We start from the raw sequence: 16,976 nt of genomic DNA on the forward strand, positions 1-16,976 counted from the left end.
TTGTTGACCTTATTTTGCGATAATATCTTAATTTTTTTCTTCACGTACAAAATCAATAAATGACTTTGTTACTTCTGAATGAGGTTGCTGTCCACGCCACGCTAATACAGAGCTTAATTCCAATTTGGGTTCTAATGGAATGTATTTTAAATCCTTGAAAGTTTGACTCGTTCTAAGACAAATGACGACTCCATGATTTTGTTGAGCCAACATAGCAGCGCTGTACAGTAAATTATAGCGAGCTTTGTTTTCCATCTGAACGGCATACTTTCCTGACCAATTAGCGAGTTCGTTTTGAACCACGCGATCCGAAATCGTAATTACCTTCGTCCCAACTAGTTCCCCTGGACGAATTGCATCGTAATCGGCGAACTTCGATTCTTTATGAGCCAGAATACCCCATTCTTCTTTGGTATTCATATGAACAAAATCATATTTATCGATACTAACTGGTTCAATTAGAAGTCCCATATCCAAAACTCCTTGTTCGATCCAACCTTTAATGTCGTTATTATTACCACTTCTTAAATTAAACTTTACTCCAGGATGCTGTTCTTGGAACTTGTCGATTAAATCCGCTAATTCTGCCATGCTCTGTAATTCACTACAGCCGATCTCAATAGTTCCGACTAGTTCTTCAGCTGATTGCAGTTCATCACGGGTATGTTCAAACATATTCACAATATCCTGAGCTCTTTGACGGAACAAAAGTCCCTTTTGAGTAAGATAAATACTGTGATTACTCCGTCGAAAAAGTTCAACATTTAATTCAGTCTCTAACCCTTTAAGCTGTCTTGACAGAGTTGGTTGAGTTAAATGTAATAATGCTGCTGCCTTAGTAATATTTTCCTCACGCGCCGTAATCAAAAAATAGTTTAAAACTCGAATGTCCATTTTCTTCACCAACTCATTAATAGTATTTTCTGACTAAAGTTTAACACAAATAGTAGTAATACATTAATAGCATAACTAATAATATAAAATAAGCATTTTAAATTACTAACCATTTAAATTATACTAACCATCGAAATGAAAAATAATTTAAATTTGAGGTGAATCAAAATGATCAGACATATCTTTATTGCAACTATCAAACCAAATGTTTCAGATAGTGATGTCGAAAAAACTATTCAAAACATGCGCAATCTGAAAAATCAAGTACCAGAAATAAAAGACATAACCGTGGGTCGTTCGTTAGGATGGCTTGGATCAAATAATACGGTAAGCATGATTGTTGACGTTGAAAATCAAGATGACTTTGATAACTTCATAAATAGTGAAGCACATCAAAAAATAAGCAGCACGGCTGGTGATGTTTTTCAAACAGACAATTTTGTAATATCACAAATTGAATTTTAATTTTAAGGAGAAAAATAAATGAAAATAGCTGTAATTGGAGCTTTCGGTAAAACTGGACAAGCAGTAATTAAGGAAGCACAACAAAGAGGTCACAGTATTGTTGGAATTGCTCATAAAAGCCATGAAGAAATCGATCTAGGTGTGGAACGATTAATAATCAAGGATATTATGGATCTGACTAGAAATGATTTGGAAGGTGTCGATGCCGTCGTTGATGCAATCAGTGCCTGGACACCGGAAACATTTTACGTTCATACTGATGGTATCTCCCACCTTGCCAACATCTTAAAAGACACCGACACTCGTTATCTAAAAGTAGGTGGTGCCGGAACATTATTTATAAATGCAGATCATACAAAGATGTTGAAAGATCGTCCTGACTACCCTAAAGATTGGATGCCTTTAGCTGATGCATTAGTCGAAAGTCTCGATCGATTACGTTCTTATTCAAATATTCGTTGGACATATGTAACACCTGCATTTAATTATGATCCTGAAGGTATTAGAACCGGTAATTACCAAATTGATGGCGAAGAATATCATGCTTCAGATGACAGCAAGCATTACATTAGTTATGCTGATTATGCTGTTGGAATGCTCGATATTATTGAAAAAGGGACATACGTGCGTCAGAGAATCACCTTAGTTAAAGGATAATTATTGGTGATGTTATAAATCGAGTACGAATTGTTGGCTTTTTAATTACATTAATTATTATTATCTCACTCCAAAAAAACCATCAACACTACAATTTGTAGTATCGATGGTTTTTTACTCAACAATGTCCTTATAAACTTGTTCGTCAGTATCACCCTCAGTATTAATCACTAGTACACGTGATGAAGAAGACAATTTTAATTTTTCTCGTAAATCATGATTCTGTAAAGAAGCATTAACAAATGCAAATGCTGCTACTCCTGATTCACCTGAAACTATTTTAGGATCATGCCCCCTTGGTCTAGCAAGAACTCTCATACCTTGTCGTGCAGCTTCGTCGGAAAGAGTCCCATAATAATTTGCTGTATCACGAATAACTGGGAATGAAATTAAACTTGGTGTTTGGCAATTCAATCCCGCCATAATAGTTTGAGGAGATCCTGGAACAGTATGACTTTTCCCATCCCCTTTTTTAGCAGAAAGGTAATAGCATGCTACTGTATCAGGTTCAACAATTGTTACCAGCGGTTGTTTTTCTTTGGGAATCGAGCTAAATAGTGCTTCAATTATTCCTGATGATAGTTGACCAACACCTGCCTGAAGAAATAAATGAGTTGGATATTCATCTTCAGGTAATTGATTAAGAATCTCATTGACGATAATTGAATAGCCACCAGAAATTTCTTGTGGAATTTCCGTATAATCCGGCCATGCCATATCTTGAATCAAAATTCCATCTGGATCTTGGTTGGCAAGTTCAGTAGCAAATTTCACGGTATCATCATAATTCTTAGAGGTTATCTCGACCTTCGTGTTATTAAAAGCGGCGATATGTTGCGCTCTTGTTTGGGTAGAATTAGCTGGCATTTTAACTACTGCATGGGTTCCTAATTGTTCAGCTGACCATGCAACACCACGACCGTGATTACCGTCCGTCGCAGTGTAAAAAGTAATTTTATCGGCGATTTTCTTAACTTCCGGTGCCTGTAATTGTGAATACCTAAGTTGATCAATTTCCAAACCAGCTTTTTTAGCAATGCAACATGCCATAGCATAAAGACCACCGGTAGCCTTAAATGATTTTAATCGATTATTAAACCGTTGAGATTCGTCCTTAACATATAATCCATCAATATTATAATCTTTGGCGTAATTGACTAATTTAGTTAATGGCGTCGGTTTGTAAAAAGGAACTGAATGATAAAATTGAGCGACTCGTTTAATCAAAGCTGAACTATCAAAAATTTTTCCCCCAATCACAAAGGGACTATTGATCAATTTAATTTCAGTCATAACGTAATGTCTCCTTTTTATAGTATTGACTATTTGTATAATAACTCAATCGATAAATAATCTCATACCAATTCAGTAATATAAACCTGATTCTTAAATGAAGTAGATACCAGCCACTGAGTACGAAATAGTTTCAATTTTTTAAACCCTTTATTATGACTGATTACAACATACGTAATCAGTCTTTTTTTATATTATAATTAATTTTTTCTCAAAATCTTAACAACAATTCTGCCAATATGTTTATTTTTAAATAATTATCAATTGGAAAATTTATAAAAGTGGGCTAAACTCTTAAGTTAGAAATATCAAGAGGGGTATCCTTATGAGTAAATTTTCAGTTTTAATAACGTTATTCGCTGCCTTGGCAACACCACTAATTATGGCCAAGTTTCGTATAACTAGAATTCCAGGTACTGTTGCCGAAATAATTATGGGTATTATTATCGGTAAGACTGGCTTCAACTTGATTCAGCCTAACTCGACTTTGACCTATTTAGCCAACCTAGGTGTTATTATGTTGATCTTCTTAGGTGGTATGGAAATCGACTTTTCCTTATTCGAAAAAAAGCCTAAAGGATCAGAAAAATCTCCATTAGGCTTGGCATTCGGAAGTTTCATATCAGTTCTAATCATGTCGGTTGTGTTAAGTGTTGCACTGTATTACACAGAGTTATTCGATAACATCATCTTAGCAACAATTTTAGTCAGCACGATTGCACTAGGAGTTATTATTTCATTGTTAACAGAGGTTGGTCTGCTTGATAACGAATACGGTCAGACAATGCTACTGATATCTGCCATGGGAGAATTCATCCCCTTAGTAGCATTAACAATTTATTCAGCTGTTCAACAAAAAAATTATTTTTCAGCCTTCTTGTTACCATTGATTTTTCTTGCTGCAATTTTCCTATTGAGACGTTTCAAAAGAATTTACGTCTTTTTCGAAAATATCGATAAGGCTACTACACAATTAGATATTCGTTTAGCCTTCTTCTTAATCTTCACCCTAGTTACCGTGGCTGAGCAGATTGGCGCTGAAAGTATCCTGGGAGCTTTCTTAGCCGGTGTCGTTATGAAATTATTGAATCCAAAAAAAGACACACAGGAAAAACTAAGTTCAATGGCATATGGATTCTTCGTGCCAATATTCTTCATTGTCACTGGTGTTAATTTGAATCTTAGAACTATGCTCAAAGATCAAAATGCTTTGATTCTTATTCCTGTCTTCTTCATTGCTTTCATCTTGGCTAAATCGATTATCTTCTTCGTACTTAGACACAAATTTGATAATAAGCATTCTTTTGGTGCATCTATTCTAATGTCAACAACGATTACATTGGTACTGCCTATTTTGCAAGTTGGACAAAACTTAAAAATAATCACTGAAGCCCAAAATGGTGCCATAACCTTAGCTGCCATTATCACTTGTATTGTCTGTCCGATGATATTTAATAAGATGTTAAGTTCTGAAGCGTAAAAAAACACGCCATCTCTGACGTGTTAAAATCAACCTAAAAATTGATCGATTATCTTGAGTGATTGATTGCGATAATTGCCAAGAAATTCATGTCCAGCACCCTTTAAGATTTTTAATTCTGCATTTGAAGATGATTCAAATGCTTTTTTTATACTCTCCAAAGGTACAGATCTATCCATGTCGCCATGGAGTACCAATATGGGGCCAGTAAATTTGCCAATATTTTTTGAATCGTTCAAACCTAACTCAGGATGTATTAATACTAACTTGCTTATTCTATCAGGGATACTATTGGCAGTATCAATTACAACTTTACCACCTATATTCTCACCCATTAAAACTATCTTATTCGTGTCAACGTCATCCAACTTTCTAGCAAATCTGACAACTAGCTCCAAATCTTCTTGTCGTGATGTAACATCTTCTTGATCGTTATCACGATAATCAAACACAATTCCAGTATGACCATGACTTGTCGCATACTCTGCATATGGAATCATATCTTTGTATGATTGATTCATTCCTTGCGAAAAAATCAAAGCTTGTGAATCACTTTTTTTACTAAGTGGTCGCAAGATCCAACCCCAAATAGTTTTATTACCATCATCTATTTCAAATTTTTCTGTTGAATATTTAGCCAGCAAATCGTGCCTCCTAAAATAATCTCATGATTACTTTGTACACTATACGTTGTACACCTTAAAATAAGCTTTAGTAAAATTTATTCAAAATAAATGTAAAAAGGCAACAAAAAAAGGATAAAAAATTTTATCCTTTCTACCTTAGTCAATATGTTGAATTAAAACTTTAACAAATTCAGCAAGCTCTGTTTCGTTATCTTCAGTAAATCTGTTCAGAGATGGTGAATCGATATCTAAGACTCCGATTTTTTTACCGTCTTTTGTAATTGGTACGACGATCTCTGAATTACTGGCACTATCACAGGCAATATGTCCTGGAAATTCATGGACATTAGCAACTCGATGAATCTGTTGATCATTAAAGGCTGTTCCAACTACTCCATTGCCATTTTTTATGTGCATGCAGGCGACCTTTCCTTGGAATGGTCCCAGATCAAGTTCATCTGTTTCTTCATTATATAAATAAAAACCAGACCAATTCAAATCCTCATAAGTATCGTTGATCAAAGCACTGGCATTGGCTAAATTAGTCACCAAGTTGGTTTCATTATATAGTAATGCATCGAGTTGTTGGTTCATTAATGATGTTGGTGCTTCTGGCATGTGTTTCCTCCTCAAAAAAATATTACTAAGTTCATGGTTTTCTAATTCCATTTTGTTTTACAAAATATCGACTGATAACACCTCGCATATCAAATTGGGCAATTAATGTGGCCAAAATAATCAAACTACCACCAATGATAAGATGTTGCGTCAACGGTTCGACATGGAATAAGACTGATACTAAACCAGCAAATAATGACTCTGTCATTAATACTAATCCAGCAGTGACCGTATCGGTATATTTTTGACTCGTTACTTGAACGACCTGTGCCGCAAATGTTGCAACGACTCCCAAGTAAATAACTGGACCGATGGCATTTGCCCAATTGATCTGTGGCAACTTACTATAATCGACCGTAAAGGCATAGAGTGTGCCACAAATTGCTTAGATAAAGCCTAATTGAAAAGCAATTATTTGAGGTCTGGCATTCTTTGTAGCATATCCATAATAAGTCATCTGAAAGGCATAAAAGATTGCATTTAAAAGTGTTAGAAAATCTCCTAAATGAAACTCAAATCCAGTAGAAATAATACCGGTTAAAAATACCATACCAAACATGCACAATATAATCGAAAGATAAATCTTCAATGGTGGAATTTTTTTAAAAAATAACCAAGCTATGAAGGGCAATAAGATAACATAGATTGAAGTTATGAACGAACTATTGCTCGGAGTAGTATATTTCAAACCAGTCGACTGCAACTGAACTACGATAAAATTAAATATTGCACAGACGGCTCCGATTTTAAATTCCTTCCAAGTCATCGTATTGACGACTTTCCGAAAAAATATATAAACAAGGATTGCCGAAATCAATCCCCTTAATGTGTTAGTCAACTACTCGTCACTAAAGTAACGAGCTTGTAAGAATACGCAATCCTAAGAATCGTACATTACAATTTACCTAGATACACCGTTGCCTAATTAGATTAGGTCTTACATGGTAATTACCAAGGTCTTTATAGTCCGCAAGTTGCCATACGGACTGTTAAATTACATTGGTTTAATCAGGCTATTTCTTTCAATCCTTTTGTCAAGATGTTCTTAGCAGCGTTGTGATCTCTGATATGGAATGCATGACAGTTTGGACACGTCCATTTTCTATCATTTAGAGTTAGGTGTTCCTCATCTTTCATTAAATAACCACAATCAAAGCACATCTGAGTAGTGTTATAAGGATTGATTTTTACAAAAGTTTTACCATATAGCATAGCTTTGTATTCCAGTTGTTGTAGGAATGTTCTCCAACCAACATCTGAGATACTTATGGCTAAGGCGTGATTCTTCAACATGTTCTTACTTGATAAGTCTTCGGCAACTACCAGATCGTGGCTCTTGATAAGTGTAGTTGAAAGATTATTTAAAAAGTTTGAACGTTGATTCATGACTGACTTTTGTAATTTGGATACTAGTAAACGTTGTTTCTGATAATTCTTAGAATCGATAAGTCTACGATGTTCTTTCTTAGCACGAACTTGTCTCAAAGATAGCTTACGTTGTGCTTTAGCTAGTTTACCTTTCATACGGCGATAATATCTTGGATTACCAATAGTATCACCATTTGAATCAGTTAAGAAATTATCAGTATTAAGATCAATTCCAATACTTGATTTAGTTTTAGCTGGTTTGTCAACGAATGATTGATTGGAACCCAATTGCATTGATATGTAGTAGTTACCGATTGAATCTTTCGAGACAGTCACGGTGCCAATACGAATATTTTGATTACGTTGAAGCAATCGCTTTTGAGAACCAGATACACGTATGGTACCAAGTGGAGCTATTTTGATGTGTTTGTTATCTAGAAACTTGATATTTCCATTAAACATATTAGGTGTAACTTTACTTGGGTATCTATTTGGTAATTGGAAACTACCACCATATCGTTTCTTGTGAAAGTTAGGTGTTCCATGAGAATGTACTTTACGGAACAGGTTCCACGATGCTTGATAGGTACGTTTAGACATATTTACCACATCGGTACCAACCTTATTAACACCAAGCCAAGTATGTAATCCGAAGATATACTTAGTAGACTTACGTTGTTTAAGATAGGCAATACGATCAGTCACTTGTTTTATCGGTAATTTACACTTAGACAACATGTACAGTTCTTTATCAATAGCGACCATTTCATTATATGCGAATCTAGAAGCATTGATATTGAGTTCAATTACTTGTTTTTGTTTGAAAGATGGATAACATTTCATCTTCAAACCATAGTGAAAAGGCAGTTCTGACATGGTTTTACTCATCCGGTCTAGTCCTTTCGTTAGGATAGATTCAGTATATCATTTACGATAAAAATAAGCTCTTAAATAAGCTCCTAATTAATCAAAAGGGCTAACGTAATAAATATTAAGAAAGGTGGTCGCTCAAGACGACAATTCCTCCTAGCACGGAAGTACTAGGTTTCCTTATCTAGCGACTTTTATGAAAGCAACCAGCAATAGATTTCTATTGGCTCGTGATTGCACCATCAAACCACCTGTTTCAATATGTAATTGCTGATAATACTAGCCTTTGTAGTCCTCAGGTGCAATGAAAATTTTTATATTTTTTCAGAAATTTTAATAATTGTTCTGCCAAGATGTTTTCCAGACTTCAATTGCTCTATGACTCCTGGTATTTCAGCCAATGTCACTTCATTGTATTGAAGTTTATCGAATACCTCCCAGTCGTCCGCAAATCTCTTCCAAATAGCTAATCTCTTCTCAATCGGATAATTTACTGAATCAATTCCATAGAGATCGACTCCTCTCAAAATAAATGGCAAGACGTTGGTTGATAATTTTATTCCGCCAGCATTGCCACACATGGTTATCCCACCACCATAGTGTATTTGCGGTATCAATTCGGCCGTTACATCTCCACCCACAGTATCGATCACATAGTTAAATCTTTGCTTACTCAACAGCTTGCCGTTACCTTTAATATCATCCGGCATAACGACTCGTGTAGCTCCCAAGTGCTTTGCGACTTCAACCTGATATTCCTTTCGTACCAAAGCATTGATATGTTTGAATCCCATAACTGATAATATTTGCACAGCAATACTGCCGACCCCGCCAGTCGATCCTGTTACTAAAATCTCTGGATCATCTGCCACCTTCATCCCATTATCAAGTAGTTTGATAACCGATAAAGCTGCCGTGAATCCAGCCGTGCCAATTATCATCGCTTGTTTCAATGACAATTTAGCTGGTAATTTTACAAGCCACTCTGCAGGTACTCTCGCGTATTGTGCCATGCCGCCAGTATACGACATCCCCAGTTGAAATCCTGTAGCGAGAACCTTATCGCCGGTAACAAAGTGACTGCTGCTTGACTCCACAACTACTCCACTTAAATCGATCCCCGGTATCATCGGATAATTCTTGATGACACCGCCGTTATTCTGAACTGCCAACATATCCTTGTAGTTCAACGAACTGTAACAAACCTCTATCAGTACTTCTCCGTCTGATAAATCATTTATTGAAATATTTTTGAGACCATATTCAACATTATCATTATTTTGATCTACAACAATTGCTTTAAACTTATCCATTGCAATACCTCAAATTATTCTACTAAGCATTCCCGATTACATCATTACTATTTAATAACTAAAGTATACAAAACGACCAAAGTTAATCCTATCAATAACATTCAGAGTCACAAATTCCACATAAAAAAATATCAGAAATCCAACTCAGGATTTCTGATATTTTATTTTGGTTCTATTTTAAAAACAACTGATTCTTATAAATTATAGTACTTCAACAGTAGCTGAAGTTACACCGTATGAAGGGATTGAAGCATTAGGCATAGCAACATCCAATTGTTGTGGGTTGCTGTATGCGAATGTTCCTGTATCATTAACTGTTCTGTACAATACTGTACCATCAGCCAATGTAATCTTCAATTGTGTACCCTTAGGGAAAACAGATAAGTTAGCAGCAACACCGCTGTAACCCATGTTTGAACCTAATACGGCTGGATCATAGAAACTGATCTTGAATGTCCCTTGTGATACACCTGAAGTACTTGTTGTACTTTGTGTTTGTGAAGCTGCTTGTGTTTGTGCAGGTTGTGCTGCAGCTTGTGTTTGTGTTTCTTGTACTGGAGTTGTTGTTTCTGTTTGTACTGCTGTATCAGCAGTAGCAGTTGCATTAGATGTAGCTGATGGAAGGTAAACTGTTTCTCCTGGGAAGATCAAGTCGAATCCACCAACCTCACGTCCGTTAGCTTGTTCTAATTCTGCAATTGTAATTCCATTATTAGCAGCAATACTCTTGTAAGTATCTCCTGCTTCAACTGTTACGCGAGTGCTGTCTACGGTGATCGCAGCTTCAGCAGTCTTTGCAGTTGCTCCCATTGCAGTTAGGGCTGTTGTACTTAGTAAGGCAATAGATAATACTTTTTTCATAAATTTAAAACATCCTCATAATTTTTTTAGCTCTCAACGCTATGAGTGATACTATAACAGGCTAATGTTACATAAAAGCCTAAATAACATTACAAAAAACAGTTTTTACGTAATATTGGTAACACAACTGAAACAATAGATAAGTAAAAACCTATCGTATCAATAAACACAGACTGCGAAAAATTTCAGAAAAATACTTATAATTTACAAGATTTTTTGAAATTTTTTTTAATAATTTTGAGGTTAAAAGTAAAAAAGCCTATATATTAGGCTTTTCATCAGATTTCAATTTATGAAAAATATTTCAACAATTCAAAACTCATTCTAACTAACTCAAATGAATGTTGATTTTGTAATTTATTCAAAGACAATCGATTGTTATTCATCTTCCTAAGCTCATTCAGATCCTGAAATGCCTTAGCAACCAAATTATACTCGAATAATTCACCTTTGAAGTAAGTGGTAAAATACTTATTTTGATCAATGAATGGCTGATCATAAGGTTTTTCGAGTAGTTTATCAAAGAATTCATTGTCAAACTGTTGCCAATCTTTGCCTGGATAATCTAAGACTAAGTCAGCTAATTTAGAACTTTGCGTTGCAATAAACGCTGTCATCAGGATCCAACTCATTTTTTGTGATACTTGCATCTTTTTGGCTAGAGCCGTGGCAAGATAAATCTCGAATGAATATTTGGAATCCTTGATGCCGTACTTGATCTCTAAATCATCTATCAAAGTAAAAGCATTATCAAGATAAACATCCCCGCAAGTCTTCTCATTCATAAAGTCGTCCATCGTCTCTTGATCATAGATACTTAATTTACCAACATCGATCAGATCATCTAATGAGTATTTAGAATCACCCTTCAAACTTATCAAGACACCTTTACTATCGCGTTTCAGCGTCTGAACCACTTCTCGGCTACTCTTGGTCCAGGACTGGATCAGTGAATCATTCTTCATAACTGAATAGTAAGTTACATTAGACATTTTCTGTTTGATTTTCTAATTCCTTTTCAAATTTAGCTAGATGCTCATCGTAGGTATCGATCTTCATCGAGATTCTATCATAGGTATTTTGCATGGCATCTAACTTGGACTTGATAACAGCTTGCTGCTCTTCCAGAATCTCTTTACGGCGAGCAACCGTGGAATCCCCTTGACCAAAGAGAGAAATATATTCAGCTAATGATTCGACCGACATACCAGACATGCGCATGCACTTAGCAAAATTGATCCAATTTTCGTCCTCCTGTGTGAAATCACGATAACCGACATCATTACGATGAACTGGTGGAATCAATCCAACCTTTTCGTAATAGCGAATCGTTGCCTCACTGAGTTCGTACTTTTTTGCGACTTCTTTTATATTCATATAGACACCTCTATTTATGCTCTACTGATTCCTAAGCTTTCATTTTCATACAAAGTTGGTTCATTGATTATACGCGTTACTAAGTCAGCAACACTTCTTCTGGAAACATTCCTACCTACAAAAGTTTCACCCTTGAATGTGATCTGATAATTTAAATCAGTATTATTATCGAACCAGCTAGGACGAATAACAGTGGAATCCAAATCAGACTCTTCTACTATGTCTGCCGCTTTACGGTAAGGGATCAATACCGATTCAACATTGTCGCTGTTACCGTCTGAGTTGACTTCATTATAAATTCCCATTGAACTGATCAAGATAACTCGCTTAACTTCATTGTTGTGCATCGCGTCAACAACGTTTTGAGTAATAAGTGGCAACTCACCAGTAACACTAATGAAGATAACATCTTGGTTCTCCACAGCCGCATTCACATCATCAATATTGGTAGCATCCCCCGCAAAAACCGTTTCACGTTCATCGTCAACTTCGCCCAATCGTTCTGGATCTCTCACAAACAATGTCAAATGGTTCTCACTCGTATCCAACAAATTCTTTCTAACTACTGAACCGATCGACCCACTGGCACCAATCAATAATACATTTTCCATTTAAATCACCTCATGCTTCCTTATCTAACATCTTTCCTTTGTGGAGAGAAGATCCCTCTCACTCTCTGATATTAATATAAACCTTAAACTATACTTTAATGCAAGATATTTATATATTAATTTTTTTATAGACAAATCCTTGCTATGAAGTTTACTTGAAGGTCTATTATAGGTTTGTAGTTATAGGAGGAAAACAATGAAATCAATCGTTATTTATTTTTCTGAATCAGGAAATACCAAAAAAGCTGCTGAATATATTGCTGAACAAACAAAATCGGACATAGAAAGACTATCTCCCGTAAAACCTTATCCCAAAGATTATGATAAGTTGGTCGAGGTGTCTGGTGACGAGCTAGATAATGATGTATATCCAGAAATCAAAAATCAAATTTCATTCGATAATTACGATACTATTTACTTAGGTTACCCTACTTGGTACCACCAAGCACCAATGATCATTCATAGTTTCTTCGACAAGTTCGACTTAAAGAACAAAACAGTCATTCCTTTCACCACTACATACAGTAGTCCCTTTAGTGAGAGCGAACCCTTCATCAAAAAAATGGTCATTAATAAAGGAATTGAATTAAAACGTGGCTTCCGAGCTAACTCTAATTCAGAGATCAATAAATATTTTTCTAAATAATTTAATGAATGTGAAAAAAATCACCCTTTTATAAATTTAATGGTTTAAAATATAAATATAGTTAAAAAGGAGCAGCTTATGACTAATGTTTTAATTTTAGGAACTCTAGTGAATGAGGACTCAGAAGTTAATAATTTAATCGATCGTCAATCACGCACTACTATAATAGGTAGAAACTTCACTGACAGAAATGTTTTAGATGCTGCAATGAAGGACCAAGATACCGTGATCGTAACGATTGACGAGACTTCTTCGATTGACTTAATGCCGACATTGGTAGAATCTATGAAAGTCTCTGATGTGCACAATATAATTGTCATTGATAAATTATCTACGGCAAAATCTGAGGTAGAGCGGGTCTCTACAAAGTTTCTAAAACTATCTGGATTAAATTACAAAATATTAGATCCCATTGATTGATAATCTGCTCCTATAAAAGGGAGGAGTTATTTTGAAGTCTATTGTTATTTATTTTTCAACATCTGGAAATACTAAAAATGCCGCAGAATCAATTGCTAAAAAAACTGGTTCTGACATTGAAGAACTAAAGGCAACACAAACTTGGCCTGACAATTTTGATGATCTAGCTGCACTAGCACAGAAACAACGTGATGATAACGTGCATCCACAAATTGCTAGCCAAATAAATTTGGATAATTACGACAAGATATATTTGGGTTATCCAACCTGGTATGAACAACCACCAATGATCATCAACAGTTTCTTCGACAATTTTAATTTGAATAATAAGACAGTGATACCATTCTCAACTAGTGGATCAAGTACTTTTGAAATAACTGCTCCTTATGTTCAAAAAATGGCTAATGCCAAAAATGTTCACTTAGTAAATGGATTCAGAGCTAATTCTGAAGCTGAAATCACTGATGGTCTGAAATAAAAAAAGTTGTGCAAAATTTTGCACAACTTTTTTATTTGTTCTGGAACTTAGCAATTTGTTTATATTCAGGTTCTAACGCTTCTGTAACTCTCTGCCAAATCGGGAATAACTCTTGATAGACTTTTACATTATCGACATTAGGATGATGGACATCTGTCACACCGACCATATCCTTTACAACTGATAAATCGTCAACGTACCCTTGCGCATACATACCCAGCACCACAGCTCCCAAACAGGAACTCTCGAAACTTTCAGGGACAACAACGTCTTGATCAAAGACATCAGCTAACATTTGACGCCACATAGTTGATCTGGCGAAACCGCCGGTTGCTTGAATGCTAGTAGGTTTACCAGTGATTTTTTCGATCAAACACATAACTGAGTACAAATTAAACACAATCCCTTCAAGTGCTGAACGGATCATTTCATCACGGCCATGTTGCCGCGTTAAGCCAAAGAACGAGCCTCTAGCATAGGCATTCCAAATTGGTGCTCGCTCTCCGCCCAAGTATGGTTGAAATAATAGACCTTTTGAGCCAGCCGGAACTTTATCCGCCTTCTCGGTCAATTCCTCATAACTCAGCTTAGAATCAAACAATTGGTCTCGGACCCAGCGAAAGACGATTCCACCGTTATTAACTGGTCCCCCAACGACCCATTTATTCTTGGTCAACGCATAACAAAATAATTTACCTTCAGGATCAACGATCGGTTTGTCGACCACCACACGTACAGCTCCACTAGTACCGATAGTTACTGCCACAACTCCCGGGTCAATGGCATTAACACCTAGATTAGACAAGACCCCATCACTAGCACCAAATACAAATGGTACATCTGCATCGATACCCAGCATCTTACCGTACTTTGGAACAATTTCTTTCACACTATCAGTTGTAGATACAACTTCAGGTAAACGTGTTTCTTCTATATTAAGTAGTTTCAGAACTTGTGGTTCCCACTTCAAGTCGAATATATTAAACATTCCGGTTGCTGAAGCAATGGAGTAGTCAACTTTGTAAATACCAAATAGCTTGAAAAATATATACGACTTAATATCAATAAACTTCTTAGCTTGATCAAATAGATCTGGATGCTCTTTTTGTAGCCACAGCATTTTAGATAATGGTGCCATCGGATGAATCGGCGTACCGGTTTTGGAATAAATTTCAGCTCCCAAACCATTGGTAATCAATTCATCAGAATAACTTACAGCACGATTATCTGCCCATGTAATAGCTCTAGTTAAAGGTTCATCCTGTTGATCCATCAAGATCAAACTGTGCATAGCAGTCGAGAATGAGACAAATTTCAAATCGTGCGAATCTATATCAGTTAAAACTTGCTTCATAGTCGCAATTACCGCTGAAAAAATCTCATCCGGATCCTCTTCAGCCATCCCCGGTTCCGTTTGATACAAACGATATCCGCGGTTAGCATGTGCAATCACCTTGCCCTTTAAATCGTACAAAACACATTTCGTACTAGTCGTTCCAATATCAATCCCAATTGTGTAATCCATATTTTTGTCTCCTACTTAACAATGTATCTTAATCTTAAGACTAATAGTGGTTTAACACAAAAAATCTATTGCGTTAGTTAAAACGTAATAGATTTTTGATTAATTACTTTTATAAAACAATTCAGTATTAATACCATTATTCTTATGTGCAACAAGAATTGATGAAAATACATCTGAATCAACATTCAAAATAGTTCTCAACATACCGACAAACCAATCAACTCCAGCAAATAATGCAATGCTTTCAACTGGTAATCCCATTTGAGGAATCACGATTGCCAAAGATACTAACGCTGCTCCAGGAACAACTGCATTGGCAAGTGAAGCTAAAGTGGCTAATAAAACTATATACATATATGTTTGAAGATTATATTGAATTCCATATATCTGTGCAATTGTAATAATCGTAATAGACATATGCATTGCTGAACCGTTAGAATTCAAGGACATTCCTAGACTAAGAACAATTTGAGCAATTTTATCTTTAATACCTATTTTTTCTTTAGCATCTTTTAATTCTGTCGGGAATGTAACAGCTGAAGACGTTGTAGCTAAGGCCATTAAGGACATATCCCACATATTCTTAATTAAATTAACAAAGCTTAGTTTTGTTACCAAAGTAATACATAAAATCCAAAAAATTAAATAAGTTAAGGTAGAAAAACCATATACGACTAAATACTTCATCATAGGAATAATAACTTTGATACCTAATTTTCCAATAGCTGAGGCAATTAAAGCAAATATACCTATTGGTGCTATCTTCATAATAAGTGAAATCATTTTAAGAATAACCTGGTTAAATTGCTTAATAATATCCAACAATTGAAATTCATTAGTCGAATGACAAAATGCTGATAATGCAATGCCAAAAATAATAGAAAATACTATTACTTGAACAATTGATCCTTTAGACATCGATTCAAAAATATTACTTGGGAAGAAATCACTTATGACTTTAGAAAACGACATTGATTGCCCTGCTTTAATACCACTATTAGACAATCCTTTCAATGAAATACCCAAACCTGGTTTAAAAATGATAACCATTATGGCACCCCATAAAGCCGCTAATATTGAAGAAGTAAAAAATACAATTACCGTTTGTCTGATCATTCTTCCAAATTGTCCAAGATCTATATTACCAACAGCTTCAATTACTTGTCCCATAACCAATAATATTATTCCCATTTGAATCAACTTAATGAAAATATCACCAACTATTTTTAAATTGCTCGAAAACGATTTAAAAGTTAATCCTATTATTATTCCTAATATCATGGCAATCAATATTTGTCCTGACATTGAAATTTTTATTTTTTTAGTCATGATTTTCACCTCTCATGGCGCCAACATCTAAACACTATATCTTGATTAAAGTTTTTAATACTCCAAATAATCGTGTCGGGAACAATTATTTATTCATCGAAATACCTATCATACTAGTGAAGCATGATAGGCATTTTCAAATTAT

General features: G+C 35.3%; 20 protein-coding genes. 6 read left to right on the plus strand and 14 right to left on the minus strand.

Going from position 1 to position 16,976, the window contains the following annotated elements; translation table 11 throughout:
• Nucleotides 1-27: 27 nt before the first annotated feature.
• A complete protein-coding gene (locus tag U8519_RS08890; RefSeq protein WP_334329972.1) occupies nucleotides 28-894 on the minus strand; it encodes a LysR family transcriptional regulator in 867 nt (288 codons plus the stop codon).
• 168 nt (nucleotides 895-1,062) lie between these two features.
• Here U8519_RS08890 and U8519_RS08895 point away from each other — a divergent pair, with 168 nt between their 5' ends.
• Nucleotides 1,063-1,359, plus strand: coding sequence for a Dabb family protein (locus U8519_RS08895; RefSeq protein ID WP_334329973.1), 297 nt, complete (start codon nucleotides 1,063-1,065; stop codon nucleotides 1,357-1,359).
• Nucleotides 1,360-1,377: 18 nt separating this feature from the next.
• Nucleotides 1,378-2,016 carry an NAD(P)-dependent oxidoreductase gene (locus U8519_RS08900; protein WP_334329974.1) on the plus strand — a complete coding sequence of 213 codons (639 nt, stop codon included), beginning with the start codon at nucleotides 1,378-1,380 and terminating at the stop codon, nucleotides 2,014-2,016.
• 114 nt (nucleotides 2,017-2,130) lie between these two features.
• Here U8519_RS08900 and U8519_RS08905 read toward each other — a convergent pair whose 3' ends face one another.
• The gene (locus U8519_RS08905) at nucleotides 2,131-3,309 is read right to left on the minus strand and encodes a diaminopropionate ammonia-lyase (RefSeq protein WP_334329975.1); all 1,179 of its coding nucleotides are present in this window, start codon (nucleotides 3,307-3,309) and stop codon (nucleotides 2,131-2,133) included.
• A 325-nt stretch (nucleotides 3,310-3,634) separates the two neighbouring features.
• On the opposite strand from U8519_RS08905, the gene U8519_RS08910 reads away from it, so the two are divergent.
• Nucleotides 3,635-4,789: a cation:proton antiporter gene (locus U8519_RS08910; RefSeq protein ID WP_334329976.1), complete on the plus strand. Its 1,155-nt coding sequence runs from the start codon at nucleotides 3,635-3,637 to the stop codon at nucleotides 4,787-4,789.
• A 29-nt stretch (nucleotides 4,790-4,818) separates the two neighbouring features.
• Here U8519_RS08910 and U8519_RS08915 read toward each other — a convergent pair whose 3' ends face one another.
• From U8519_RS08915 to U8519_RS08960, 10 genes are all read right to left on the minus strand, one after another.
• The gene (locus U8519_RS08915; RefSeq protein WP_334329977.1) at nucleotides 4,819-5,433 is read right to left on the minus strand and encodes an alpha/beta hydrolase; all 615 of its coding nucleotides are present in this window, start codon (nucleotides 5,431-5,433) and stop codon (nucleotides 4,819-4,821) included.
• A gap of 138 nt (nucleotides 5,434-5,571) precedes the next feature.
• Entirely contained in the window at nucleotides 5,572-6,033 is a 462-nt protein-coding gene (locus U8519_RS08920; protein WP_334329978.1) for a GAF domain-containing protein, read from the minus strand.
• Nucleotides 6,034-6,064: 31 nt separating this feature from the next.
• Nucleotides 6,065-6,415: an EamA family transporter gene (locus U8519_RS08925; protein ID WP_442892142.1), complete on the minus strand. Its 351-nt coding sequence runs from the start codon at nucleotides 6,413-6,415 to the stop codon at nucleotides 6,065-6,067.
• Nucleotides 6,416-6,418: 3 nt separating this feature from the next.
• Nucleotides 6,419-6,871 carry a DMT family transporter gene (locus tag U8519_RS08930; RefSeq protein WP_334329980.1) on the minus strand — a complete coding sequence of 151 codons (453 nt, stop codon included), beginning with the start codon at nucleotides 6,869-6,871 and terminating at the stop codon, nucleotides 6,419-6,421.
• 170 nt (nucleotides 6,872-7,041) lie between these two features.
• Nucleotides 7,042-8,289, minus strand: a complete 1,248-nt coding sequence (locus tag U8519_RS08935) for an RNA-guided endonuclease InsQ/TnpB family protein (RefSeq protein WP_334329981.1) — start codon at nucleotides 8,287-8,289, stop codon at nucleotides 7,042-7,044.
• 296 nt (nucleotides 8,290-8,585) lie between these two features.
• Nucleotides 8,586-9,584 carry a YhdH/YhfP family quinone oxidoreductase gene (locus tag U8519_RS08940; protein ID WP_334329982.1) on the minus strand — a complete coding sequence of 333 codons (999 nt, stop codon included), beginning with the start codon at nucleotides 9,582-9,584 and terminating at the stop codon, nucleotides 8,586-8,588.
• A 201-nt stretch (nucleotides 9,585-9,785) separates the two neighbouring features.
• Entirely contained in the window at nucleotides 9,786-10,445 is a 660-nt protein-coding gene (locus U8519_RS08945) for a DPBB and LysM peptidoglycan-binding domain-containing protein (protein ID WP_334329983.1), read from the minus strand.
• Nucleotides 10,446-10,735: 290 nt separating this feature from the next.
• Nucleotides 10,736-11,437, minus strand: a complete 702-nt coding sequence (locus U8519_RS08950) for a hypothetical protein (RefSeq protein WP_334329984.1) — start codon at nucleotides 11,435-11,437, stop codon at nucleotides 10,736-10,738.
• The gene (locus U8519_RS08955) at nucleotides 11,430-11,822 is read right to left on the minus strand and encodes a MerR family transcriptional regulator (RefSeq protein ID WP_334329985.1); all 393 of its coding nucleotides are present in this window, start codon (nucleotides 11,820-11,822) and stop codon (nucleotides 11,430-11,432) included. The genes U8519_RS08950 and U8519_RS08955 overlap by 8 nt, the downstream gene beginning before the upstream one ends.
• Nucleotides 11,823-11,836: 14 nt before the next feature.
• The gene (locus tag U8519_RS08960; protein WP_334329986.1) at nucleotides 11,837-12,433 is read right to left on the minus strand and encodes an NAD(P)H-binding protein; all 597 of its coding nucleotides are present in this window, start codon (nucleotides 12,431-12,433) and stop codon (nucleotides 11,837-11,839) included.
• Nucleotides 12,434-12,629: 196 nt separating this feature from the next.
• On the opposite strand from U8519_RS08960, the gene U8519_RS08965 reads away from it, so the two are divergent.
• From U8519_RS08965 to U8519_RS08975, 3 genes are all read left to right on the plus strand, one after another.
• On the plus strand, nucleotides 12,630-13,079 hold the full coding sequence (locus U8519_RS08965) for a flavodoxin (protein WP_334329987.1): 450 nt from the start codon (nucleotides 12,630-12,632) through the stop codon (nucleotides 13,077-13,079).
• A 78-nt stretch (nucleotides 13,080-13,157) separates the two neighbouring features.
• Entirely contained in the window at nucleotides 13,158-13,499 is a 342-nt protein-coding gene (locus U8519_RS08970; protein WP_334329988.1) for a hypothetical protein, read from the plus strand.
• Between the two features lie 31 nt (nucleotides 13,500-13,530).
• Nucleotides 13,531-13,977, plus strand: a complete 447-nt coding sequence (locus U8519_RS08975; protein WP_334329989.1) for a flavodoxin — start codon at nucleotides 13,531-13,533, stop codon at nucleotides 13,975-13,977.
• Nucleotides 13,978-14,008: 31 nt separating this feature from the next.
• On the opposite strand, the gene gntK is transcribed toward U8519_RS08975, so the two are convergent.
• Nucleotides 14,009-15,502 carry a gluconokinase gene (gntK, locus tag U8519_RS08980; protein ID WP_334329990.1) on the minus strand — a complete coding sequence of 498 codons (1,494 nt, stop codon included), beginning with the start codon at nucleotides 15,500-15,502 and terminating at the stop codon, nucleotides 14,009-14,011.
• Between the two features lie 99 nt (nucleotides 15,503-15,601).
• Entirely contained in the window at nucleotides 15,602-16,831 is a 1,230-nt protein-coding gene (locus U8519_RS08985; RefSeq protein WP_334329991.1) for a dicarboxylate/amino acid:cation symporter, read from the minus strand.
• Nucleotides 16,832-16,976: the final 145 nt, after the last annotated feature.

This window comes from Companilactobacillus sp. HBUAS59699 (assembly GCF_036913575.1).
Classification (GTDB): Bacteria; Bacillota; Bacilli; order Lactobacillales; family Lactobacillaceae; genus Companilactobacillus.